We start from the raw sequence: 22,725 nt of genomic DNA on the forward strand, positions 1-22,725 counted from the left end.
TTCATTTATTCACGTTATTTTTATAGTGGACCTGAAATACCTTGTTTTCTGATCATTATAAAGTGTGCTGCCAGTAACGCGAATAGTGCAGCTGGTAGGAAGAATACATGTATCGCAAAGAAACGAGTTAGAGTTTGTGCACCAACTATTTCGGCATCCCCTGCTAGTAATGTCTTAACCCACGGCCCAATGATAGGAACTGATTCTGCAATTTGTAAACCTACTTTTGTTGCGAAAAGTGCTTTCATATCCCAAGGTAATAAATATCCAGTAAAACTTAATCCAAGCATTACGAAGAATATTAAAACACCTACAACCCAGTTTAATTCTCTAGGTTGTTTGTAAGACCCTGTGAAGAATACACGGAGTGTATGTAAAAACATCATTACTACTACTAAACTTGCTCCCCAATGGTGCATACCACGTACGATAACACCAGCAGCTACATCGTGTTGTAGATAGTAAACTGATTTCCAAGCATTAACGATATCTGGAACATAATACATCGTTAAAAACATGCCTGATAAAACTTGTATAACAGTAATGAAAAACGTTAGACCACCAAAACAATAAACGAAAGCTGAAAAGTGATAAGCAGGGTTAACATGCTCTGGCACTTCATGATCAGCAATATCTCGCCAAATTGGTGTAATATCAAGTCTGTCATCGACCCAATCATAGATTTTATCTATCATTGTTAATCCCTCCTTATTTAGCTAATTCGTTTTCGTGTTTTTTGCCGATTTGAATAATGCCATCTTTAACTTTTACTTCGTATTGATCAAGTGGTGCTAATGGTGGCGTACCAGGAATGTTTTTACCATTCTTTTCGTAACGGCCGTTATGACATGGACAATAGAATTGATTAGGATTTGAGTCATCACCATTCCAAGTCACTGTACATCCTAAATGTTTACAGACAGGTGATAAAGCTACAATTTCCTTTCCATCTTTGTATACCCAAGCGAATTCTGTAACTTCACTCGTATACCAAGCATCTTCTTGCTCGAATTTAAAGTCCACTTTTATAGGCTCTTTGCCAAGTTCTGACTCCTTTACGCCTGTAGCAATCAAATCGCCTTGTGCATCCGCTTTGAAAACAGGATCAAGCGCAAATCTACCCATAGGTAAAATCATACCAGCAGCCATAAATGACCCAACACCCATTAATGAATAGTTTAAAAATTGGCGTCGTGTGACACGTTGGCTCATTCAGATTCCCCCCTCTATTAATCGTTCTTTTATAACTAGGACAATTTAATTTTAGCCTATTATTTCAAGACGGTCAACGCTTTGTCACAATTTATATTTTATTTATTAAGGTTTTAACTAAGAAAGTTCAAAAATATGAAAAGGCTTTAATTTTTATAGACATTTTTTGGCGATAAAAGTGATTTTTGAAGATGATTTTTTGGAAAATTAACTAAGGCATCCTCAAAATAAAAAAGCATATCACGGCATAACTGAAAATATCAGTTGAGTGATATGCTTATTATTTACAAAAATTAAGAGTTTGTTTTATTCCAAGATTTTATGATGAATTTCATAAATTGTTTAACTTCATCTTCTATAAGTGTACGTTTCATTTCATCGTCTAGATCACTCATAGGGATTGTGTTAACCGTATAATATTCAATCTCAGAATTTATATTTATTTTTTCACTACTTAAAATGATTATATTGTTAAGTCCATATTCATTTAAGCTTTGCACAAATGAATTTACATGGTCATATTGATTTCCACTTGTGAAAAATGTAGGTGTTAGTAGTAATCTACCTTTAAATTGTTTTTCTGCTAACATTCCAACTAATTGTACTGTTTCGTTTTTATCGCATGAAGTTAATAATTGATGATTCATATCGATATTTGAAACTGGAATAATTGCTGTATCTATATATTCTAAGTTGTTTTTTAATTCTTTTAAGTCAATGTGATTAAATAACATTACTGATGTTCCTCCAACTCATTAATGAATTGCAATATTTTAGACATCTCTAAAAATGTGTCTTGATCATTATTATCTAATGATTTATCAATCTCATTTCTGATTAGTTGTCCCCAATGATGAAGTGAATTATTGTTATTGTTAAATGAACGTATATCTTTATCTTCTCCATAATAGTCAACTAACATTTGTAATAGCAGCAATCTATTTAAGCGATCGTCATTTTTATTTAAATATAGTAAGACATTAAGTTCTGTATTATCCAATCTTATATCGTGAAAGATTTGTCGACCATTTTCTATACAAAATTGGTCTTTACAATACAATAATGGCAATTGTTTAGATTGGGAAGTGCTAATAGATAGAATTCGATTATTAGATAATTCACGAACAAAAGTTATATTTGATAAATATTTCGGACTACTTTTAAGTAAATTTAATATCCATACACTTTCAGCAATTTTAAAATCATATTGATACAATATATATTCAATGAACCGCTGTTTTTCATAGTTAAGCCATGTATGATTCATATTTAACCCTACTTATAATAGTCTTTCGTATTCTTGGTCCCAATAAGGATTCTCAGGATCGAGTTTGCGAACAGACTCTAATATATTTTTAGCAGTTTCTACATTTCCAATTTCTATTAAATAATGGTAATAGTCATTTAAGAAGTCTATATTTTGTGTTAAATCTGGATAAGCTAATTCGTAAAAATGCTGTGCTTCTTTATCTCTTTCTTCTTCTCCGAATGCATACCCAACATGCCAAGCTACTATTGGATCGATGTCTTCATGGTCAACATAAGTTAGCAAGTTAATTAAGCCAGTTGTGTTATCTTTTTCACGATAATAATCAGCAAGAATAATTGCAGCTTCTGTATAAGATGGATCAACTGTTAAAGCATCTTGTAAAAGAATTGCACCATGTTCGTCATTTGTTGTTAACATTAGTCTAGCTGTATCAGTCATTAATTCTTTATAATATGCATTTAATCTAAGACCTTCTTTACCTATTTCAATAGCTTTTTCATAATCTTTTTCAGATTCGTAAATTTGAAGTAAGTAATGGTAAGCTTGCATAAAGTCGGGATCTTTTTGTAGAAGCTTCTCAAGTTGTTTAATTGCTTCTCTTGTTAAGTCATTTTTTTGATAACTTATTGCTTGTTTGAAATAATCTTCAGCAGTCATATCCATTTCAGAAACATTTTCATAATATTTAATTGCTTCTTCATATGCACCACTTTGTAAACTTGCATCAGCCATACGTGAATAAATAGATATACCATTTATAATATCTTCACCGGTTTGCGTAATCGTTTCATAATTAGACATTGCTTTTAAATATTGACCGTCATAATAATACATTTCAGCTAAAGCAAAAGTAATTACGATGTCATCTGGTTCAATTTCTTTAGCTTCAATAAGTTTTTCAATTCCAACTTCAAATAATCCTTGTTGTTGATATAAATCAGCTTCTAGCATTAATTTTTCTGTTGAATGAGGGCTATTATATAGAACTTCATGTGCTTTATCTAAGTCATTTTGGTCGATAAGACCTTCTATATAATAAACGAGTAGTTCATTTTCATCTGGATAAAGTAAATAAAGTTCTTCAAATATTTTTACACCTTGATCGACTATTCCATATTTATATAATGTTTCTCCTAACATAAATAAAGCATCATGATCGTCAGATTGTAAAACTCTATTTACTTTCTCATCTAATTGTTCGATATTTTTCATATGAATATCGTCAATTACTTTATATACATCTTCCATATTTAAAGGACTCCTTCTATTCATTTATTAGAGATTTAAGTTCTATAAATGCATCTAATACTTCATCTTTAGAAACGGATTCAATTGTAAACGAAGCTTCGCCTTCTTGTAAAACCATTTGAATCGTTTGTCCAATATTCTTTTTGTCTTTTTTCATATAGTCAAAAATCAGCTCAATATTAGCATTATTTATTATGCTAAGTGGATATCCAAGTTCTTTTAAATAATTAATAAATATATGTATAGATTCTTGGTTATCAAAGAGATTTCTATTTTTATTTATGATTTTTTGGAATAAAATACCTATCATAACAGCTTCACCATGAGCAATTTTAGTTAAATATTCTAGACCATGTCCAAAAGTGTGTCCTAAATTTAAATGTTTACGTACGCCACCTTCGAACTCATCTTCAATGACAATTTTTAATTTTGTTTCTATACCCATTTTTAAAAATGTATCTATATTCTCAAGACGTGACAGTTCTTTAATAGATGGATATTGATCCATTAAATGCCATGTATCAGTTTCACTGTTTAAAATAGCATGTTTATATACTTCTCCAAAACCACTTCTAATTTCTGTATGTGGTAATGTATTTAAGAAGTTCAAGTCATATATCACAGCTCGAGGTCTGTGAAATGCGCCAATTAAATTCTTACCGACTGAAGCATTTATTCCAACTTTGCCACCTATTGCAGAATCATGTGCAAGTAATGTGGTAGGAACTTGAATAAAATCAATTCCACGTAATAAAGTAGCTGCTAGAAAACCAACAAAGTCTCCTGTAGCTCCTCCACCAATAGCAATCAATTGTGACTGTCTATTAATATTTAAAGACAATATTTTTTCGCTAATTGATTCGAAGTACGACATTTGTTTGCAAGCTTCACCACTCATAATAGTTATAAATTTAATATCCTGATTTTCAAGGTTTGCTTTAATATAATCTTTATGGAATCTATAAACATCTTGATCAATTAGAACGATATTTTGTTCGTTTTCTTTTAAAAAATGATTTATCTCTGCAAGTGCATTTTGCTTTAATATAATCGGATAGTTGTTGTCATTGTAAGTAGTTTCAAAAATCATTTCATCACCTAGAAATTTAAATTCCAATTACGATGATTCTTAACTGCATCTTGTAATTGGTCAATATGATTTGATTGATATTCTTCAGTAATTGCTTTAGCAACTTCAAATGCAATGACATGTTCACAAACTACGCTTGCTGCAGGGACTGCACAACTATCTGATCTTTCAATTGTTGCTTTAAAGCTATCTTTTGAATCTATATCAACAGAATTTAATGGTTTATATAGTGTAGGTATTGGTTTCATTACGCCGTTTATAACAATTGGCATACCATTCGACATACCACCTTCTAGTCCGCCAAGGTGATTTGATAAACGGTGGTATCCTTTTTCATTATCGTATGCAATTTCATCTTGAATTTCACTACCTGGTTTCTCAGCAGCTTTAAACCCTTCACCAAAACTTACGCCTTTGAAGGCATTAATACTAACCACAGCTTGAGCTAAACGTCCATCAAGTTTGCGATCATAATGTACATAACTTCCGATACCAGCAGGAATATTTTCCACAACTACTTCGACTATACCACCGATTGAATCTCCATCTTTTTTCGCTTTGTCAATTCGGTTTCTCATTTTTTCAGCTACTTCATCATTGATACAACGTACATCGTTATGGTCAATGTTTTCTTTAACCTCTTCAAGAGTATATTCAAAATCGTCTTTTACGCCACCTATTTCAATAACTCTAGAATATATATCTATATCTAAGGCTTTTAGTAAGATTTTTGAAACTGCACCAACAGCAACTCTTGCAGCAGTTTCACGTGCAGATGAACGTTCAAGAACATTTCTTAAATCTCTATGATTATATTTCATACCACCTACGAGATCTGCGTGACCAGGTCTAGGTTTAGTGATAACTCTTTTCATATTATCTAACTCTTCTTCAGTTAATGCGTCAGCACCCATGATTTTTCTCCAGTGTTTAAAGTCATCATTCTTCACGATGAGCGTAATAGGGCTACCTAAAGTATAACCATGTCTCACACCAGAAACTATTTCTACTGCATCTTTTTCAATTTGCATACGACGACCGCGACCATAACCTCCTTGACGTTTGAACATTTCTTCATTAATTTCATTTACGTCAATTTTTAAGTTAGCTGGAACACCTTCTATAATTACAGTTAGTTGCGGTCCATGTGATTCACCAGATGTTAAATAACGCATATAATCTCTCCCTACTGTTAATTAAATATAAAATTAATCATATCATATTTAACGCGTTAAATTAACAAAAAAGAAAGGAATCGTTTAACAAAAATTTGTTAAACGATTCCTTTCTCGTAATTATTTTTCATATACCCAATTTTCATTGTTTAATTTATAATTATTAAGTTCTGATTTATCAAACCATAAACCTATTTCACGTTCTGCTGACTCATTTGAATCAGAACCATGAATAATATTTCTTCCTAAATCAATACCATAATCCCCTCTTATAGTACCTGGAGCTGCTTTAGCAGGGTTTGTTTCACCAACAATTGTTCTTGTAACTTCAACTACATTATTACCTTCAACTACCATTGCAAATACTGGTCCAGATGTAATAAAGCTCACTAGATTATTGAAAAAAGGTTTTTCAACATGTTCAGCATAATGTTCTTTAGCTAAATCTTCATTAGCTTGATATAATTTTGCTGCAACTAATTTTAATCCTTTTTGTTCTAGTCGTGAAACTACTTCACCAATTAAATTTCTTTGTACTGCATCAGGTTTAATCATTAAAAAAGTTCTTTCCATTGCGTAATCCCTACCTTTGTTTTATGTAAATCCAAGATAAGTTTATCATTGACTACAAGGAGTTGCAAGCGCTTTCTAATGGTTTCTATCTCTTATTTTTACAATTATTTCTAAAAGCATCTTTTTTCCTGATTCATTATTTAATGTATTGATTAAATTTTCTGCTTTCTGTAAATAATTATTGCTGACTTCTTTTGCCTTTTGCAATTCATTAGATGCTATAATTTCTTCTACTAATGAATCAAAGGTTTCTGTTGGACTCTCAACATGTAATTGATTAATACGCTCTTTAAATTCAGAAGAATTTCTCATTCTTAACAATACTGGTAAAGTAAGGTGTCCATTTCTTAAATCTGAACCGACTGGCTTACCTAACTTTTTCTCAGTGCTTGTAAAGTCCAATATATCATCAACAATTTGATAACTCATACCTATATAATAACCAATTTTAGTTAATTTTTTTACAGTTACATCATCTGCTCTAGCAGCATATGCACCTAATTCAGTAGATAATGAAATAAGCAATGCTGTTTTGCGCTTTATCCTTCTCAAGTAATTCGTTATAGATTGGTTTGAAACAAATTGATCTTCAAATTGAAATAATTCACCTCTACAAACTTCAATAATTCCTTGTGCTAATTGTTCGTGAAGTTTCGGATATTCTATCGTACTTACAGCATTTAATGATTGTGATAATAAGTAATTACCAGTTATAACTGCAGTTTGTACATCCCACTTCTTTGCAATTGTAGGCTTACCTCTTCGTTTGTCACTTTTATCAATTACATCATCGTGAACTAAACTCGCCATATGTATAAGCTCAAGTGTTGTAGCTACTGTGATTACATCTTTTGAATATTGCTCACCAAATTGACTTGCGATTAAAGTAAACAGCGGACGTATACGTTTACCACCAGAAGTTAATAAATATTGGCAAGCTTCATTTATAGTTGTTTGCTCACTATCTATATAATTATTCAATTGTCTTTCTATTTCTTTTACTTCTTTATTTATATGAATTTTTGTTTTGTCATACATGTAATCACCTTGTTATTTAGGTTTATAAGCTAAATGCATCGCTGAAACGCCACCAGTAAAGCTCTTAATTTTAATTCTTTCATATCCTACATCCGCAAACATTTCTGCTAATTCTTTTTTGCCAGGGAAATTTTCGGCAGACTCTTGTAACCAATTGTATTCTTGTAAAGACTTTGCAAATAACTTCCCAAATAATGGCATGATATTTTTGAAATAGAATCTATACAATTGTTTAAATACTGGCATTGTTGGTTGACTAGTTTCTAAACATACAACCATACCTCCAGGCTTTACCACTCTTTTAAGTTCGTTTAATACATGTTTGTAATCTGGAACATTTCTTAATCCAAATCCAATTGTTACATAATCAAATTCATTATCTTCAAATGGTAAATTCATAGCATCACCATGAATCAAATGTATATTAGCCATATTATCCGTTTTTTTCTTACCTACTTCTAGCATGTTCTCACTAAAGTCTAGCCCTACAACTTCTCCGTATGGGCCTACAGCATGGCTAAGTTGTATCGTCCAGTCAGCTGTTCCACAACATACATCTAAAGCTTTAGATCCAGGTTTAACATTCATTTGTTTCATCGTGTATTTACGCCATCTTTTATGCTGTTCAAAACTTATAATATTATTTAATGTATCATACTTTCCTGAAATGTTTTGGAAAACATCATGTACATGTTCTGATTTAGATTTATTATCCATTTAGTATTCATTCCTTTAAGTTTAAAAATATAGTCATTTTTATTTAGTAGTAATATGCATAAATGTCATCTTTTAATTGTTCTTTATCCATATTGATTTCATAATAATCTATTAGAGTTGTAATGAAAATAGATTCAATTTCTTTTATTTTTGTTGAATCAAGTGTCATATTTTCATTTGCTAAAGTTTGTTTTAATTCATTTTGTTTGCTGATTGCTTTAGTCATTGTATCCAAAAATATTAAATCCTTATTTAATGTAGCACATTTATAGAAATATGCACTAACAAGATCACCTATTAAGATATCTTGATTAGATACATTTGCTTCACCGATACGGTTTAAAAAGCGCATTGAGGCATCAATAGATATTGTAGCTAATTTCGCATGTATATCAATGTTAATATCATTTAATACATCTGCAATAATAGGATTAACTGCAGGTATATTTTTATTTTTAACGCCTTTTAATAAATTAGAAATTTCATAATTATAAATATTTTCAACTTTATCCATCTTATCACCTCAACATTATCACCTATATATCTTAACACTAAGTTTAATGAATTGAAAATGCATATATTTATTTCATTTAAAGAAATAAGACAAATAAAAAAAGCCCTTTAAAAGGGCTTTGACACAATCAATTATTTAACTGCATCTTTTAATGCTTTACCTGCTTTAAATGCTGGAACTTTACTTGCAGGGATATCAATTTCTTTACCAGTTTGTGGGTTACGTCCTTTACGAGCAGCTCTTTCGCGTACTTCAAAGTTACCGAAACCAATTAATTGTACTTTTTCACCGTCAGATAAAGATTTTTGAATTGATTCGAACACTGCGTCTACAGCAAGACCAGCTTCTTTTTTAGTTAAATTAGCTTTTTCACTTACTGAGTTAATTAATTCTGTTTTGTTCATTTCAATTTCACCTCCCAAAAGGTTATCTAATGATATGTATAAATACCATTATGTTAAGACTTTAACACATCAACCAGTGCCACTGCAACGATTTACAAGCCATAAATGTATATTTTCTATAATTTTATTAATATTTTTTCACATTTGATTTAAAAACAGGCTCATTTTTGTTATTTATTGTAAATTCTGGTGAATATGCCGGTAGTATAGGCGTATCTTTATATAGTAAGTATCGAATGTCTGTACCTGGTTTAGGTAGTGATTTTTCTTTTTTTATAGCTTTTGCTAAATCTAAACGGTAATCAATTACAAAATCATTCCCTCCGTTCATATAAACAGGTAATCTTTCATTGCTATATGGACTAGGAACTGTAGGTGCTTTTTTAAAGCCATACTTTTTGTAATCAATTTCGTAGACGTTTGGTGCAACTTTCTTGCCAAGTTGTAACGGTTCACCACTCGCATCAATTCTAATTCTAAGATCTTTCAAAACTTCAGATGTTCTTAAATCAATTAAGTGTACTTTTGGATCTTTATCGACATCCATAATGACATATTGATATATACCACCATTTTCAAATGAATTACCAGGTAATTGTGATAAGAACTTTGGTTTCAATTTATTAAAATCTACTGGGTGTTTTAAATAAATTGAGTAGCTGTCATCTCTTTCTTTAAGCGGTAATAATCCATTGCTTGCTTTCTGATATTCATCAACTGCCGTTTGAACCATATTTAATTGATCATTAGCTGGAACTTGATTTTCTTCTTTTTCTTTATCGGGAAATGCACATGCAGTTAAAAATAATGAACAACATAGTATAAGTATCGTAATTTTTTTATAGTTAAGCATGGCTAGATCCACCTAATACAACAATCATAAATATACCAGCAAATATAAGAGAAACAACTGCTAGAAACATAGTAATTCCACTAATTATTTTATTTTTAAATTTAAATCTTGATAAATATACGAGTATAATTGATAAAATCATAAAACCTATCGAATAAAAAGACACCCACATTAAATCCATTCTTGATATATCAAACATTTCAATACCCCACTTGCTTAAATATTCTCTGACTTTTTGTCACGTTCCATAAGATCTTTAACACCTTCTGAAACAGGATAATCTTCAAATAATACTCTATAAAGACCAGATGTAATAGGCATTTCTACATCATATTCTTTAGCTAAATTGTAAGCAGCTTCAGTTGTTCTTACACCTTCAACTACCATATTCATTTCTTCTAAAGCTTCGTCTAATGTTGCACCTTTGCCTAACATGTTACCGCATTTCCAGTTTCTTGAATGTACGGATGTACACGTTACTATTAAGTCACCAATGCCTCCAAGTCCAAGGAATGTCATTGGATCTGCACCCATTTTAACACCTAGACGCGTAATTTCTGCTAAACCTCTAGTAATAAGTGCTGCTTTAGCATTATCCCCATATCCAATTCCATCAGTAATACCTGCAGCAAGAGCGATGATATTTTTCAAAGCGCCACCAATTTCTATTCCGATCAAATCATTATTCGTATAAACACGGAAATAATCCGTCATAAATAAATCTTGTGCAAGTCTTGCTACTTCTTCATTTTCTGAGGATACTGACACTGTCGTAGGATGCTTAATTGCAACTTCTTCAGCATGACTAGGACCTGATAATACAGCAATTCCACCATTTAATTTAGAATCAATTGATTCATCAAGCATTTCAGAGATTCTTTTAAAAGTTACAGGTTCAATACCTTTAGACACGTGTATAAATACTTTCTTGCCATCAGCAATTTGATTTATATTTTCTGCAACTTCACGAATTGCTTTAGTAGGAACAGCAATAATAAATATTGAAGAATGATGAACAGCATCTTTTAAACTTGTAGAAGCTTTAATGTTTTCATTGATTGTAATTTCTTTTAAATATTTTGAATTAGTATGTTCTTTATTAATTTCATTGATTGTATTTTCAGTTTTCCCCCACATTAGTACATCATGTTGATTGTCAGCTAATACGTTAGCTAATGCAGTTCCCCAACTTCCTGTACCAAACACAGTAATATTTGACATATTTATCAATCCTTTAATTTAGTTTCTTTTTCTAGATATTAAATGAACTGGCGTTCCTTCATAACCGAATGCATCTCTTATGCGGTTTTCTAAGAAACGTTTATAAGAAAAGTGCATTAATTCAACATCATTAACGAATATTACAAATGTTGGAGGTTGGATTGCAACTTGTGTTGCATAAAAAATATTTAATCTTCTTCCATTATCTGTTGGTGTTGGATTCATTGCAACAGCATCTGTAATAACTTCATTTAAAGTAGAACTTTGTACACGCTTACGATGGTTTTCATCTGCCATTGTTATTAATGGGAATAATGTTCTTAATCGTGATTTCTCTAAAGCAGAAACAAATGCAATTGGAGCATAATCTAAGAATTGGAAGTTATCTCTAACTTTTTCTTCGAATTTTTTCATCGTTTTAGAGTCTTTTTCTACAGTATCCCATTTATTTACTACTATAACTATTGCTTTACCAGCTTCGTGTGCATAGCCAGCAACTTTTTTATCTTGTTCAATAATACCTTCTTCTGCATCAATTACGACAAGAACAACGTTTGATCTTTCAATAGCTTTAAGTGCTCTTAATACAGAATATTTTTCTGTACTTTCATACACTTTACCTTTTTTTCTCATTCCTGCAGTATCAATTAATACGTATTCTTGTTCATCATAAGTATATAAAGTATCAATTGCATCTCTTGTAGTACCTGCTATTGGTGATACAATAACGCGTTCTTCACCTAAAATAGCATTTATCAAACTAGACTTACCAACATTTGGTCGTCCAATAAGTGATAATCTAATTGTTTCATCATCATAATCAGGTTCGTCGTCTTCTGGAAAATGTCTAGCTGCTTCATCTAGTAAATCTCCTAATCCTAAACCATGTGAACCTGAAATTGGGAATGGTTCCCCGAAACCTAATGAATAAAAGTCATAAATTTCACTTCTCATCTCAGGGTTATCAATTTTATTAACTGCTAATACAACAGGTTTATTTGATTTGTATAATATTTTAGCTACCATTTCATCAGCCTGAGTTACACCTTCACGACCATTTGCCATGAAGATAATTACATCCGCTTCATCTATAGCTACTTCTGCTTGTGCTCTAATTTGTTTTTGGAATGGCTCATCGCCTAAGTCAATGCCGCCAGTATCAATTAAATTAAAGTCATGTGTTAACCACTCACCACTTGAATATATTCTGTCTCTCGTAATACCTGGTGTATCTTCAACAATTGATACTCTTTCTCCAACAATTCTATTAAAAATTGTAGATTTCCCTACATTTGGTTTACCTACAATTGCTATAATGGGTTTCGTCATAAACCTACTTCCTCTCATTCATAATCCTTTTTATTTTAACATATCATCACAGTTTAGCCTATGGAATTAAAAAAAGCCATTCAAAGTTTATTCGAATGGCTTTTTAGGATTATAATTTAAAATCTTTTAATTTATCTCCGAAGACATCACCCAATGTTGGATTATCGTCATCTGAATTTGTTTGATTTAAATAAGACTCATCATAATCTGTTTCTTGTTCAATTGTATCTTTAATTGATAATGAAATTCTTTCTTCATCTTTATCTATTGATAAAATTTTAACTTGTACATCTTGTCCTTTTTCTAAAACTTCATCAGGTTTACCTATATGTTCGTGACTGATTTGTGAAATGTGTACCAAACCTTGTAAACCTGCACCTATTTCCACAAACGCGCCAAATTGTGCTAATCGAACTACTTTACCTGGTACTATATCTCCAACTGAGAAATTATTATCTATTTGTTCAAACGGACTTGGTAAAGTATCTTTGATTGATAAAGAAATTCTTTCCGCGTCTCTATCAATAGCACGAACTTTAACCTTAACTGTATCTCCAACAGTAACGACTTCTTCTGGTGATTTAACATGATCGTGTGATAATTCGGAAACATGTACTAATCCATCTATACCACCTAAATCAATAAATGCCCCAAAGTTAGCTATTCTTGCTACTTTTCCTTCTAATACATCACCTTGAGATAAATTGTTTAAGAAATCTTCTTTTTGTGAACTTAAAGACTCTTGTTCAATTTTTTTATGACTTAAAATAACTCTGTTATTAGTTTGATCTAATTCTTCAATTTTAAGTGTTAATACTTTACCTAAATAATTTGAAAAATCTTCAATGTAGTTAACTGATATTAATGAAGCGGGTATGAATCCGCGAATACCTGCATCTACAACTAAACCGCCTTTTACAACTTCTGTTACTTCAGCTTCGATTGTTCCATCTTCATCAAGGATTTTTTGTAGTTTCTCGTATGATAAGTTCTCATCTAATTTACGTTTTGATAATATATAATGACCACTATCTTCGGTTTGTTCAATCTTAGTTACAAACGCTTCGATTTCATCACCAATATTGACGACTTCGTTGGCTGTTTCGATGTGTTGAGTTGACAGTTGGCTTATTGGAATGATGCCATCAAACTTACCACCCTCTATGTGTACAACTACTTGTTTATCTTCTATTTGTTGTACAGTACCTTTTACTTTGTCACCTTCTTGCACTTCATTTATCATGGATTCGTTGAATTCTTCCGTCATCAAAATTGCCTCCTTTAAATAAATATCATAATAATAACTTCTTATAAAGAAGCTAAATTGTCAAGAAATTCGAACTATTTAGTTCATTTTACTTTTTGCTAATTCTGAAATTTTATTTGTCACTTCTTCTATAGTTAATCCTGTTGTATCAATACTTATAGCATCTTCAGCTTTAACTAAAGGTGAGATTTCACGATTCATGTCATATTGATCACGACGTTCAATATCTAATTTTAAAGATTCTAAATCTGATTCAATCCCTCTTAATTCATTGTCTTTCAAACGTCTTAAAGCACGTTCTTCAACAGATGCAATCATATATATTTTAAGCTCTGCATCTGGTAATACCGTAGTTCCTACATCTCTACCATCCATTACAACATTCTTTTCATTTGCTAACTTTTGTTGTTCATTAACTAAAAATGTTCTGACTGGTTCTTTAGAAGCAACGTAAGAAACTTTTTGCGTTACATCATTTTGTCTTATTCTTTCTGAGACATCTTCACCATTTAAAATAACTCTCTGACCATTATCTAAAACTATTTTCAAATCAATCTCTTTAACAAGTCGGTCAAAATCTTCAGTTTCTTGTTCAATGTAATATAGTGTTATTGCTCTGTACATAGCACCAGTATCTACATAAATCATATTAAATTTTTGCGCTACTAATTTAGCGATTGTACTTTTACCAGCAGCTGCTGGACCATCTATTGCAATATTTATTTTCTTCATTTGTATTAACCTCTCTTGTTCTTTAATCCTATATATTTTATCATAAACTATAATCATATGAATAGGAGGAAAGAAATGAAGAGAATATTAGTTATACATACAGGTGGAACAATAAGTATGTCAGAAGACAAAGATACAGGTAAAGTAGAAACAAATTCAGAACATCCAATGCACAGACATCAAGAGTTTATACAATCTTTAGGTGATATTACAGAAATCAACCCATTTCAAGTACCTTCTCCACATATGAACAATCAATATATTATTAAATTGAAGAATATCATATGCGAATCTATCAAGAATGATGAATATGATGCTTTTGTTATTACTCATGGTACTGATACATTAGAAGAAACTGCATATTTATTAGATTTAACAATAGATACTCAGTTACCTATAATTTTAACAGGTGCTATGAGATCTTCCAATGAAATAGGTTCTGACGGTTTATATAATTATGTTTCAGCATTGAAAGTAGCATCAACTGATGATGCTAAAAATAAAGGCGTAATGGTAGTATTTAATGACGAAATCCATACAGCTAAAAACGTTACAAAGACACATACATCAAATACGAGTACTTTCCAAAGTCCAAACTATGGACCAATAGGAAGTGTCACAAAAACGCATGTAATATTTCATCACCAGCCATTTCTTAATAAGAAATATACAGAAATTAATCCTGATATGAAAATAGGTATTGTAAAAGCACATATGGATATATCTAGTGACCTATTAAATTTCTTCGTCGACTATAAATATGACGGATTAGTTATAGAAGCACTTGGGCAAGGTAATATGCCTCCTACAGCATTAGAAGGTATAAAAAGCTTAATAGAAGCGGAAATACCTGTAGTGATGGTTTCTCGATCATTTAATGGGATTGTTGGTGGTATATACGCATATGAAGGTGGCGGATATCAACTACAGCAAATGGGTATAATTTTGTCGAATGGTTTAAATGGCCAAAAAGCAAGATTGAAACTTTTAGTAGGACTAAGTAATAATTTAACAAAAGAAGAACTCGTTCAATATTTCTCATAAAAAAACACCCTGTTATAAGGTTTAATACCAATAACAGGGTGTTTTTTATGATTCTAGTGGTGTTTGTTTTTTTCTATCTATGTCTTGTGCGATTGTACCACCATGATACTTCCCATTTTCTATGAAAATAGTGTTAGCATCATTTCCAGCTGCAATAACTCCGGCTATATATAAATTCTCAACATTGGATTCCATCGTATCTTTATTAAATGATGGCGCTGTTCCAAATTCGTTTGTAATGGTTTCAACGCCACATGATTCTAGAAACTTATAATCTGGATGATAACCGATCATCGCAAATACAAAATCATTTTTAATAGTGTGAGATTTTCCCTCTTTAGAGAAAGTTAATGTTTCTTCATCGATGCGTTCTACTTCACTGTTAAAATGCATTGTAATTTTTTCGTGGTTTGCAAGCGATTCGAAGTTAGGCAATATCCATGGTTTAATACTCTTAGAATATTCTGAACCACGATATAGAACTGTTACTTTTGCTCCAGCTTTCTCTAATTCAATTGCAGCATCTACTGCAGAATTTTTTCCACCAATTATAACGACATCTTGATTAAAATAAGGATGAGCTTCTTTAAAGTAGTGCATAACTTTACTTAACTCTTGCCCTTCTACTTCTAATGAATTAGGTTGCCCATAATATCCAGTTGCAATTGTTAAAAATCTAACTTTGTAAGTTTGTTTAGTTGTAGAGACTAAAAATCTATTATCAACTTTTTTAACTGCTAACACTTCTTCAAATGTTCTAACATCAAGCTGATGATGTTTAACGACTTCTCTATAATAAACAAGTGCTTGATTTCTTTTAGGTTTTAAGTCTTCTACGATAAAGGGTACATCCCCGATTCCAAGTTTATCACTTGAAGAAAAGAAGGTTTGATGAGTTGGGTAATTATAAATTGCATCTACTACATTACCTTTTTCAATTACAACTGTATTAATACCTCTTCTTTTTTGTTCGATTGCCGCACTTAATCCACATGGACCTCCACCGATTATTAAACTTTCATATTCTTGCATGTACCTTCACTCCTTATAATATCCTCAATCATTATATCAATAAAGAGAGATTATTAAAATAAATTATTTCTAAATTAAACAAAGAACACAGGTAAATAAACAATTTATAAAGAATTAAATAAAAAAAAAGGCCAACAAAATTACTCATTGTTGGCTGCTGATATTAATTATCTTCAGTTACATCTAGAACTTTAAATCCATTTTTAGATAAGTACTTGATAAACTTATCAATATTATTTGATTTTTCAACTTTAATAATCATTCTACGGTACATCTTATCCGTTTCATCAAATGTTACAAATGAAATCGTATTTAATTTGTATTTAGCTATAATACTTGATAATCGCTTAATTCTACCTTCAGCTTCAACTGATGTAATAGCAATTCTAACCCCTTTTTGTTTCATACCGAAAGCTGACTTAAATTGTTCCATAACATCATATCTTGTAACTACCCCAAGAAAATCTTTTTCATCATTTACTACTGCAAGAATCGGAAAATCTTGCAAATTAAGTAGTGACTCTTCAACTACAAGATTTTCATTTAATGAGTGTAAATCTAATGTTAAGATTTCTTCGATTAATGTATCCGCAATAAAGTTATCTCTAGATACATTTTCTTTTTTAAAGAAATAATGTCTAAAGATACTATATCTTGTGATCATTCCTATATACTTTCCATCAGCTACAATAGGTAAACCATCAATCCCGTGATGTTCCAACTTATCAAGAGCTGAGTGAATCGTATCTTTTGGATGAGCAATGTAACATTTTTCTTTCGGTATCATTATATTCGTTAAATACATAAATCCATCCCCTTTTGTATATGTCTATGGTATTACTAAGTTCTGACCTTGTGATATTTCATTGCCAGAAATACCATTTGCTTGTCTAATTTTTTCTACATTTTCAGGTGAACCACTTCCATAATATTGAATAGCTATACGGTATAAGTTTTCTTTTCCTGTTACTGTATGAGCTTCTTGCGATTGACTTTGATTATTTTGCGTGTTTTGATTTGCTTGATTATTTGCTGCATCTTGTGCGGCATTTTGAACATCTTCATTTTCAGCACTTTCGTTGTATTGATTCATACTATTGTCGCTGTTTTGACTTTGGTCTTGATTAGCTTGGTTATTTTGTTCATCAGAATTGTTTTCATTTGTGTTGCTTTCATTTGTGTTGTTTGATGAATTGTTTGCAGAATCACTAGAAGTATTTGAGTTACTATCTTTATCTGAATCACTTGATTTTTTATCATTGTTTTCAGATTTTTTCTCATCTTCTTTTTTAGCTCGGTCTTTTTCAGTTTGTTCATCTGCTTTTTTCTTAGTATCACTGTTTGTTTGTTCAGTTTTTTCAGCAAGCTCTTTACCATTATCTTTATTTGCACCATTTAAATACATGCCAAGGAATAGAGCTAGGGCACCTAAAATAAGAATAGCCGCAATAATAGGTATTAAAGCTTTTTTAAATTTACTAGAATTACCATCGTCTCCATTATGACCACTTTGACCGTTGTTACCACCATTAGGAGGCGTTCCTCCACCAGAAGCTCCAGCTCCAGCTACTCCTGCACCGGCAGCTGCGGCAGCACCTTTTTTCTTACCAGCCTTATCATTTTCAGCATGTTTATTACTATCTTGTTTATTTTGATTTTTGTTGTCTTTATTTTTTGCTGAGGCTGCTACTCCTGCTCCAACTGCTCCTGCACCAGCAGCTGCGGCAGCGCCTTTTTTCTTACTAGACTTATCATTTTCAACATGTTTATTATCATCTTGCTTTACTTGATTTTGATTGTCTTTATTTTTTGCTGAACCTGCTACTCCTGCTCCAACTGCTCCTGTTCCAGCAGCTGCCGCAGCACCTTTTTTGCTATTTTTATCATTTTCTGGTTTCTGTTGTTGTTCAGGTTTGTCAGTTAAAGATTTTTTCGGACGTTTCTTACTAACATTATTATTTGAAACGCCTGAATCTGCACCAGTTGCTCCAACTGCAGCTTTATTAGATGGTGTAGGTTCTTCTTTAGTTTCTTGTTCTTTCGGAGTATCTGAAGTTGAACTCTGTTTATTTGCTTCTTCTTTTCTTCGTTGTCTTCTTAATGCACCTCTTGGAGGATAATGTTGTTCTTTTTTACTTTGTTGCTTATTATCTTGTTTTGAATCTTCTACTTCTTTCCGATTAGATTGACTATTATTGTTCGTCTCTTCGTTGTTTATTTCTTCTTTCTTTACCTTGTCTTCAGGTCGTTCTATCGGTTGACGACTCTTTTCAAATTCGTCTTTAAAATTATCTTTAGACAATAAACTCACCTCATCATTAACTTATTGATTTCAATTATATTGAATTACACTTTATTATATCCCTGTTCAACTTATCAAGTAAAGCAATCCTATTAAAATATTGCATTTAATCTAATTTGATATGTTGTTTTTCTCTTTACTTCTTTAATATTAGGCAATTTTATTAACTTTGCATTGTTACAATTATCGCAGCAGTTCTCATCTTGCATGATTTTCTCGTTAAAATATTGCATTAAATAAAGCCTTCTACAACTATCAATTTGAACATAATTTTTCATGTAATTAAATGCATAACTTTTTTGATCTTGCTCAGCTTGAATTTTAGCTTTTAATTTATTGATAGGATATAGCTCAAGAAGGAACTTTATATTCATCGTAACCTCCTCATTTAACTGATACCCTTGTTCATATAAATTAAGCATATCTATATCAATTCCATGATCATTAGCTAAATGATTAAGTATAAGTAAATCACGTGGTGTAAATAAACTGATTGCTTGTGACTGTTCTCCATCTCGACCTGCTCTACCAACTTCTTGAACAAATTTAGATGGTGAAGTTGGTAAATGATAATGAATAACTGTTCTAACATCTTGTTTGTTTATGCCCATTCCAAAAGCACTAGTTGCGACGATTATCTTAATGTCATTGTTAATAAATTGTGTTTGAACTGTAGTTCTCTCTTGATAATCTAAATCGCCATGATAAATACCAGTTAAATATCCTTCTTTATAAATCATATCAGCTAGTTCATGACACTTTTTTTTGGAAGATACATAAATAATTGTTGGTCCCGTTTCTTTAATTTCATTTAATAAAAATTTATCTTTTTCTTCTTCACTTTCAAAATTAAAATGATGATACATAATATTTGAACGATTTAAACCTTCTTTATGTATTTCAAATTGTCTTTTTGTTATTTCTTGAATATCTATTATCATTTTTTGGGTTAAAGTAGCAGTTAAAGCAATAACTTGGGAATGAAGAAAGTGTTGCGTCACTTTTGAAATCAATGCATAGTGTGGTCGGAAATCAAATCCCCATTCACTCAGACAATGTGCTTCATCCAATACAATATATTTAAAATTTATTGATTTAAAATGTTTGAAGTTATGCTCTTCATAAATAAATTCTGGACTACAAAATATAAATTGATAATTCTCTAAATGTTTAAATATGTCTTGTTTCTCATCCATCGATAAAGCAGAATGAATTGCGACTGCATTCTTTTCTCCATTTAATTTCATTTGCGCAACTTGATCATCCATTAATGAAATTAAAGGTGATATTATCAGTACTCTACCTCCTGTAATATAAGCAGGTAGTTGATAACACAAACTTTTTCCAGCACCTGTTGAAAGGATACTTAGTACATCGTGACCATCTAATATATTTTGAACTGTTTCTTGTTGGCCACTTCGAAATGTTTCATATCCAAAATACTTTTTAAGTTCTTCTTGTAGCATTTAATCCCTCCATTGCAAAGCAAACATACATTAATTTAATTTCAAAATAAGTAAATTCGCCTAAAATTTCATAATAATATTTTAAATTTTGATTTGGGTTATCTTCAAAGACATTTACAAATTTTGAATATTTAATGTCATCTATGTACTTGTTCATATCAGTTAAATAGCCTTTAATATACATTTCTATTATATGATCGTGAATTGTATGAGTTTTAACATTTTTCATAATAGCTAATTGTTCGATATCGTATGTTTGATTTAACAATTGATATGTCGACAAAGTTTGCTGATGTAATTTAGGTTGAAATTTAATTTGTGATAAAATTGGATATCTTTCTTGATTTTGTATTGTAATTTGTATCAACTGATATTCTTCGACTAAGCGTTCTTTTAATTCGATTATGGATATTTCTTCAATCTGTGATATTTGTTCTGTTGTATATGGTGTTTCACGATACCCAGCTAATAAATAATGAACATAAATTCCACTAAAATAATGATCTATATCTTCAAATAATTGATTAACTTCTTTTATAAATTCTTCTTCGTGATGATTGTTAATAGATATGTATAATTCTTTTGCTTTGAATTGAATTGTTTTATCATTAATAATAGGTTGATAAGAGAAATGCTCATGTTTTCTCTGGCTAATCATTTGTATCAACAGTAATATAGTGCCTACTGTTTGAATAGCTTGTTGATAGAAATAATTACCAACAATAGGATTTTGATTTTTTATTGGTTCTTGCTCAACTATCATTTCGAAATCATTGTATTTTAAATTTGGTAGACAGCCATAATATAATTTTAAATGCTCAATACTAGCATCAAAATAGGTCTGATGTGTTTTCTTTCCAATTAAAATATTATAAATACTTTTATGCGTTTTATTTTCATGTTTCATAGAAAGGGCTTTCAAAATTAATTCTTTCAAATAAATCACCTCAATTAATATAAAAATGTTGAAAAATATAAGTGTTATCACTAAAATAAGTATGTATAATAAGTGTAGCATGTTTTTTAAAGGAGGCGAAAATTTTGGCTAAATACACAATAGTAGATATGGATACATGTATCGCATGTGGTGCATGTGGAGCAGCTGCCCCCGATATATATGATTATGACGACGAGGGAATCGCCTACGTAATATTAGACGACAATAAGGGAATCGAAGCTGTTCCTGAAGAGTTACTCGAAGATATGGAAGATGCTTTCGAAGGTTGTCCTACAGATTCAATTAAAATAGCAGATGAATCGTTTGACGGAGACGCACTTAAATTCGAATAATATAGATTAAATTAAGATTTTAGAATATAACAATCTTTACACATAAGGGAGTAGAAATTCATTGAACAAATGGTTTCTACTCTTTTTTTCTTTAATAACATTATAAAAAAACACCCAATCCATTGCAATCAATTTTGGATTGGGTGTTCTATTGGACTTTCATTTACTTTATAATCGTTTTAAGTTTATCAAATATCAGTATATATATAATAGAAATCACGATACCTTTTATTAAGTTAAATGGGATGATCCCTGCTGAGACAATTAATTTTAGATTATGTGTTAAGTCTGCTAAATTCATAATTTGACCATATAAAGGTAATAAAACAAAATAGTTCATTAAACTCATAAATATCGTCATTAAAATTGTTCCTGTTAATAAGCCATAGCCCATAAACAATTTATTTTTTTTAATACGGTAAAAATAGTATGTTGGTATAATTAAACAGATTGAAGCTAGAAAGTTTGCCGTGTTACCTATAGGTTCATGAGATACAATTAAAAAGTTCAATACGTTCTTGAATAATGCAACCAAAATACCCGATACAGGACCAAAAGCAAATGTTGCTACAAGTACTGGTACGTCACTAAAGTCCATAGTTAAATATGGCGGTAAAAATGGCAATGGAAATTTTATAAACATTAAAATAAAGCTAATTGCAATAAGCATACTTACAGTGAGTAAGCGCTTTGTTTTGTTATCGTTAGACATATAAACTCCTCCTATTCATCTCGTAAGAATAGGAGGAAAGCAATAGCTAAATAAACCTAGTATTAACTAGATTTTTCCTCCATCTTCTCCCATCCAGACTTTAACTGTCGGCCTTAGATTTTCACTAAGTCAGCCAATACATAAATATTTACGTATCAGGTCGCGGGCTATAACCGCCGGTATGGAATTACACCAAACCCCGAAGATGAATTTTATTAAATTTTATTTTTATGATT

26 protein-coding genes and 1 riboswitch are annotated in these 22,725 nt (G+C 31.0%); of the genes, 2 read left to right on the forward strand and 24 right to left on the reverse strand.

From position 1 onward, the window contains the following. Positions 1-20 precede the first annotated feature (20 nt). The 18 genes from qcrB to cmk all read right to left on the reverse strand — a co-directional run bounded on the left by qcrB (position 21) and on the right by cmk (position 14,643). The gene (qcrB, locus tag LQ608_RS00130) at positions 21-695 is read right to left on the reverse strand and encodes a menaquinol-cytochrome c reductase cytochrome b subunit (RefSeq protein WP_016912349.1); all 675 of its coding nucleotides are present in this window, start codon (positions 693-695) and stop codon (positions 21-23) included. Positions 696-708: 13 nt separating this feature from the next. After that, the gene (locus LQ608_RS00135; protein ID WP_078356635.1) at positions 709-1,212 is read right to left on the reverse strand and encodes a Rieske (2Fe-2S) protein; all 504 of its coding nucleotides are present in this window, start codon (positions 1,210-1,212) and stop codon (positions 709-711) included. A gap of 293 nt (positions 1,213-1,505) precedes the next feature. Then, entirely contained in the window at positions 1,506-1,946 is a 441-nt protein-coding gene (locus LQ608_RS00140; RefSeq protein WP_239740840.1) for a DUF2487 family protein, read from the reverse strand. Beyond that, positions 1,946-2,479, reverse strand: coding sequence for a YpiB family protein (locus LQ608_RS00145; RefSeq protein WP_239749138.1), 534 nt, complete (start codon positions 2,477-2,479; stop codon positions 1,946-1,948). Before LQ608_RS00145 ends, LQ608_RS00140 begins: the two co-directional genes overlap by 1 nt. A 12-nt stretch (positions 2,480-2,491) precedes the next feature. Next, positions 2,492-3,730: a tetratricopeptide repeat protein gene (locus tag LQ608_RS00150; protein ID WP_078356632.1), complete on the reverse strand. Its 1,239-nt coding sequence runs from the start codon at positions 3,728-3,730 to the stop codon at positions 2,492-2,494. A gap of 16 nt (positions 3,731-3,746) precedes the next feature. Further along, on the reverse strand, positions 3,747-4,820 hold the full coding sequence (gene aroB / locus LQ608_RS00155; protein ID WP_239719542.1) for a 3-dehydroquinate synthase: 1,074 nt from the start codon (positions 4,818-4,820) through the stop codon (positions 3,747-3,749). Between the two features lie 8 nt (positions 4,821-4,828). Further along, the gene (gene aroC, locus LQ608_RS00160) at positions 4,829-5,995 is read right to left on the reverse strand and encodes a chorismate synthase (protein ID WP_203153297.1); all 1,167 of its coding nucleotides are present in this window, start codon (positions 5,993-5,995) and stop codon (positions 4,829-4,831) included. A gap of 120 nt (positions 5,996-6,115) precedes the next feature. Beyond that, complete coding sequence (gene ndk / locus LQ608_RS00165; protein WP_239749139.1) at positions 6,116-6,568, reverse strand: nucleoside-diphosphate kinase; 453 nt, start codon at positions 6,566-6,568, stop codon at positions 6,116-6,118. 75 nt (positions 6,569-6,643) lie between these two features. Then, complete coding sequence (locus LQ608_RS00170; protein ID WP_239749140.1) at positions 6,644-7,606, reverse strand: polyprenyl synthetase family protein; 963 nt, start codon at positions 7,604-7,606, stop codon at positions 6,644-6,646. Between the two features lie 12 nt (positions 7,607-7,618). Beyond that, a complete protein-coding gene (locus tag LQ608_RS00175; protein ID WP_078356627.1) occupies positions 7,619-8,323 on the reverse strand; it encodes a demethylmenaquinone methyltransferase in 705 nt (234 codons plus the stop codon). Between the two features lie 43 nt (positions 8,324-8,366). Further along, complete coding sequence (locus LQ608_RS00180) at positions 8,367-8,837, reverse strand: hypothetical protein (RefSeq protein ID WP_239749141.1); 471 nt, start codon at positions 8,835-8,837, stop codon at positions 8,367-8,369. A 131-nt stretch (positions 8,838-8,968) separates the two neighbouring features. Beyond that, entirely contained in the window at positions 8,969-9,241 is a 273-nt protein-coding gene (locus LQ608_RS00185) for an HU family DNA-binding protein (RefSeq protein WP_016912122.1), read from the reverse strand. Positions 9,242-9,368: 127 nt separating this feature from the next. Then, on the reverse strand, positions 9,369-10,094 hold the full coding sequence (locus LQ608_RS00190; protein WP_239749142.1) for a hypothetical protein: 726 nt from the start codon (positions 10,092-10,094) through the stop codon (positions 9,369-9,371). Further along, positions 10,087-10,293 carry a DUF2768 domain-containing protein gene (locus tag LQ608_RS00195; protein WP_078356624.1) on the reverse strand — a complete coding sequence of 69 codons (207 nt, stop codon included), beginning with the start codon at positions 10,291-10,293 and terminating at the stop codon, positions 10,087-10,089. The genes LQ608_RS00190 and LQ608_RS00195 overlap by 8 nt, the downstream gene beginning before the upstream one ends. 17 nt (positions 10,294-10,310) lie before the next feature. Beyond that, a complete protein-coding gene (locus LQ608_RS00200; protein ID WP_078356623.1) occupies positions 10,311-11,315 on the reverse strand; it encodes an NAD(P)H-dependent glycerol-3-phosphate dehydrogenase in 1,005 nt (334 codons plus the stop codon). 18 nt (positions 11,316-11,333) lie between these two features. Next, positions 11,334-12,644 (reverse strand): ribosome biogenesis GTPase Der, encoded by a 1,311-nt coding sequence (der, locus tag LQ608_RS00205; RefSeq protein WP_078356622.1) that lies wholly within the window; start codon positions 12,642-12,644, stop codon positions 11,334-11,336. Positions 12,645-12,753: 109 nt separating this feature from the next. Beyond that, positions 12,754-13,911, reverse strand: coding sequence for a 30S ribosomal protein S1 (rpsA, locus tag LQ608_RS00210; RefSeq protein WP_078356621.1), 1,158 nt, complete (start codon positions 13,909-13,911; stop codon positions 12,754-12,756). A 78-nt stretch (positions 13,912-13,989) separates the two neighbouring features. Continuing rightward, complete coding sequence (gene cmk / locus LQ608_RS00215; protein WP_078356620.1) at positions 13,990-14,643, reverse strand: (d)CMP kinase; 654 nt, start codon at positions 14,641-14,643, stop codon at positions 13,990-13,992. Between the two features lie 75 nt (positions 14,644-14,718). Here cmk and LQ608_RS00220 point away from each other — a divergent pair, with 75 nt between their 5' ends. Next, the gene (locus LQ608_RS00220; protein ID WP_239749143.1) at positions 14,719-15,687 is read left to right on the forward strand and encodes an asparaginase; all 969 of its coding nucleotides are present in this window, start codon (positions 14,719-14,721) and stop codon (positions 15,685-15,687) included. A 45-nt stretch (positions 15,688-15,732) separates the two neighbouring features. Here the strand turns inward: LQ608_RS00220 and LQ608_RS00225 are convergent, their stop codons facing one another. From LQ608_RS00225 to LQ608_RS00245, 5 genes are all read right to left on the reverse strand, one after another. Next, positions 15,733-16,719 carry a YpdA family putative bacillithiol disulfide reductase gene (locus LQ608_RS00225; RefSeq protein WP_078356618.1) on the reverse strand — a complete coding sequence of 329 codons (987 nt, stop codon included), beginning with the start codon at positions 16,717-16,719 and terminating at the stop codon, positions 15,733-15,735. 163 nt (positions 16,720-16,882) lie between these two features. After that, positions 16,883-17,524: a CBS domain-containing protein gene (locus LQ608_RS00230; protein ID WP_239749144.1), complete on the reverse strand. Its 642-nt coding sequence runs from the start codon at positions 17,522-17,524 to the stop codon at positions 16,883-16,885. Between the two features lie 24 nt (positions 17,525-17,548). Further along, on the reverse strand, positions 17,549-19,021 hold the full coding sequence (locus LQ608_RS00235; RefSeq protein WP_239749145.1) for a LysM peptidoglycan-binding domain-containing protein: 1,473 nt from the start codon (positions 19,019-19,021) through the stop codon (positions 17,549-17,551). Between the two features lie 92 nt (positions 19,022-19,113). Then, on the reverse strand, positions 19,114-20,487 hold the full coding sequence (locus LQ608_RS00240; RefSeq protein WP_239749146.1) for a RecQ family ATP-dependent DNA helicase: 1,374 nt from the start codon (positions 20,485-20,487) through the stop codon (positions 19,114-19,116). Then, positions 20,468-21,424 carry a helix-turn-helix domain-containing protein gene (locus LQ608_RS00245; protein ID WP_239749147.1) on the reverse strand — a complete coding sequence of 319 codons (957 nt, stop codon included), beginning with the start codon at positions 21,422-21,424 and terminating at the stop codon, positions 20,468-20,470. Before LQ608_RS00245 ends, LQ608_RS00240 begins: the two co-directional genes overlap by 20 nt. A gap of 104 nt (positions 21,425-21,528) precedes the next feature. On the opposite strand from LQ608_RS00245, the gene LQ608_RS00250 reads away from it, so the two are divergent. Then, positions 21,529-21,777, forward strand: a complete 249-nt coding sequence (locus tag LQ608_RS00250) for a ferredoxin (RefSeq protein ID WP_016913182.1) — start codon at positions 21,529-21,531, stop codon at positions 21,775-21,777. Between the two features lie 163 nt (positions 21,778-21,940). On the opposite strand, the gene LQ608_RS00255 is transcribed toward LQ608_RS00250, so the two are convergent. After that, positions 21,941-22,489 carry an ECF transporter S component gene (locus tag LQ608_RS00255; RefSeq protein WP_119634241.1) on the reverse strand — a complete coding sequence of 183 codons (549 nt, stop codon included), beginning with the start codon at positions 22,487-22,489 and terminating at the stop codon, positions 21,941-21,943. A 77-nt stretch (positions 22,490-22,566) separates the two neighbouring features. Continuing rightward, positions 22,567-22,700: riboswitch (FMN riboswitch) on the reverse strand. Positions 22,701-22,725 lie beyond the last annotated feature (25 nt).

Origin of the sequence: Mammaliicoccus sp. H-M34, assembly GCF_022386495.1 — a bacterium.
Taxonomy (GTDB): Bacteria; Bacillota; Bacilli; order Staphylococcales; family Staphylococcaceae; genus Mammaliicoccus; species Mammaliicoccus fleurettii.

Excerpts from the sequence above, each read along its gene's own strand:
- LQ608_RS00225 (WP_078356618.1), bottom strand. The coding sequence starts at position 16,719 with ATGCAAGAATATGAAAGTTTAATAATCGGTGGAGGTCCATGTGGATTA.
- LQ608_RS00185 (WP_016912122.1), bottom strand. The coding sequence starts at position 9,241 with ATGAACAAAACAGAATTAATTAACTCAGTAAGTGAAAAAGCTAATTTA.
- LQ608_RS00230 (WP_239749144.1), bottom strand. The coding sequence starts at position 17,524 with ATGTATTTAACGAATATAATGATACCGAAAGAAAAATGTTACATTGCT.
- LQ608_RS00200 (WP_078356623.1), bottom strand. The coding sequence starts at position 11,315 with ATGTCAAATATTACTGTGTTTGGTACAGGAAGTTGGGGAACTGCATTA.
- LQ608_RS00150 (WP_078356632.1), bottom strand. The coding sequence starts at position 3,730 with ATGGAAGATGTATATAAAGTAATTGACGATATTCATATGAAAAATATC.
- ndk (WP_239749139.1), bottom strand. The coding sequence starts at position 6,568 with ATGGAAAGAACTTTTTTAATGATTAAACCTGATGCAGTACAAAGAAAT.
- cmk (WP_078356620.1), bottom strand. The coding sequence starts at position 14,643 with ATGAAGAAAATAAATATTGCAATAGATGGTCCAGCAGCTGCTGGTAAA.
- aroC (WP_203153297.1), bottom strand. The coding sequence starts at position 5,995 with ATGCGTTATTTAACATCTGGTGAATCACATGGACCGCAACTAACTGTA.
- LQ608_RS00175 (WP_078356627.1), bottom strand. The coding sequence starts at position 8,323 with ATGGATAATAAATCTAAATCAGAACATGTACATGATGTTTTCCAAAAC.
- qcrB (WP_016912349.1), bottom strand. The coding sequence starts at position 695 with ATGATAGATAAAATCTATGATTGGGTCGATGACAGACTTGATATTACA.
- LQ608_RS00240 (WP_239749146.1), bottom strand. The coding sequence starts at position 20,487 with ATGCTACAAGAAGAACTTAAAAAGTATTTTGGATATGAAACATTTCGA.
- LQ608_RS00190 (WP_239749142.1), bottom strand. The coding sequence starts at position 10,094 with ATGCTTAACTATAAAAAAATTACGATACTTATACTATGTTGTTCATTA.
- LQ608_RS00255 (WP_119634241.1), bottom strand. The coding sequence starts at position 22,489 with ATGTCTAACGATAACAAAACAAAGCGCTTACTCACTGTAAGTATGCTT.
- rpsA (WP_078356621.1), bottom strand. The coding sequence starts at position 13,911 with ATGACGGAAGAATTCAACGAATCCATGATAAATGAAGTGCAAGAAGGT.
- LQ608_RS00220 (WP_239749143.1), top strand. The coding sequence starts at position 14,719 with ATGAAGAGAATATTAGTTATACATACAGGTGGAACAATAAGTATGTCA.
- LQ608_RS00145 (WP_239749138.1), bottom strand. The coding sequence starts at position 2,479 with ATGAATCATACATGGCTTAACTATGAAAAACAGCGGTTCATTGAATAT.
- LQ608_RS00170 (WP_239749140.1), bottom strand. The coding sequence starts at position 7,606 with ATGTATGACAAAACAAAAATTCATATAAATAAAGAAGTAAAAGAAATA.
- der (WP_078356622.1), bottom strand. The coding sequence starts at position 12,644 with ATGACGAAACCCATTATAGCAATTGTAGGTAAACCAAATGTAGGGAAA.
- LQ608_RS00135 (WP_078356635.1), bottom strand. The coding sequence starts at position 1,212 with ATGAGCCAACGTGTCACACGACGCCAATTTTTAAACTATTCATTAATG.
- aroB (WP_239719542.1), bottom strand. The coding sequence starts at position 4,820 with ATGATTTTTGAAACTACTTACAATGACAACAACTATCCGATTATATTA.
- LQ608_RS00180 (WP_239749141.1), bottom strand. The coding sequence starts at position 8,837 with ATGGATAAAGTTGAAAATATTTATAATTATGAAATTTCTAATTTATTA.
- LQ608_RS00195 (WP_078356624.1), bottom strand. The coding sequence starts at position 10,293 with ATGTTTGATATATCAAGAATGGATTTAATGTGGGTGTCTTTTTATTCG.
- LQ608_RS00140 (WP_239740840.1), bottom strand. The coding sequence starts at position 1,946 with ATGTTATTTAATCACATTGACTTAAAAGAATTAAAAAACAACTTAGAA.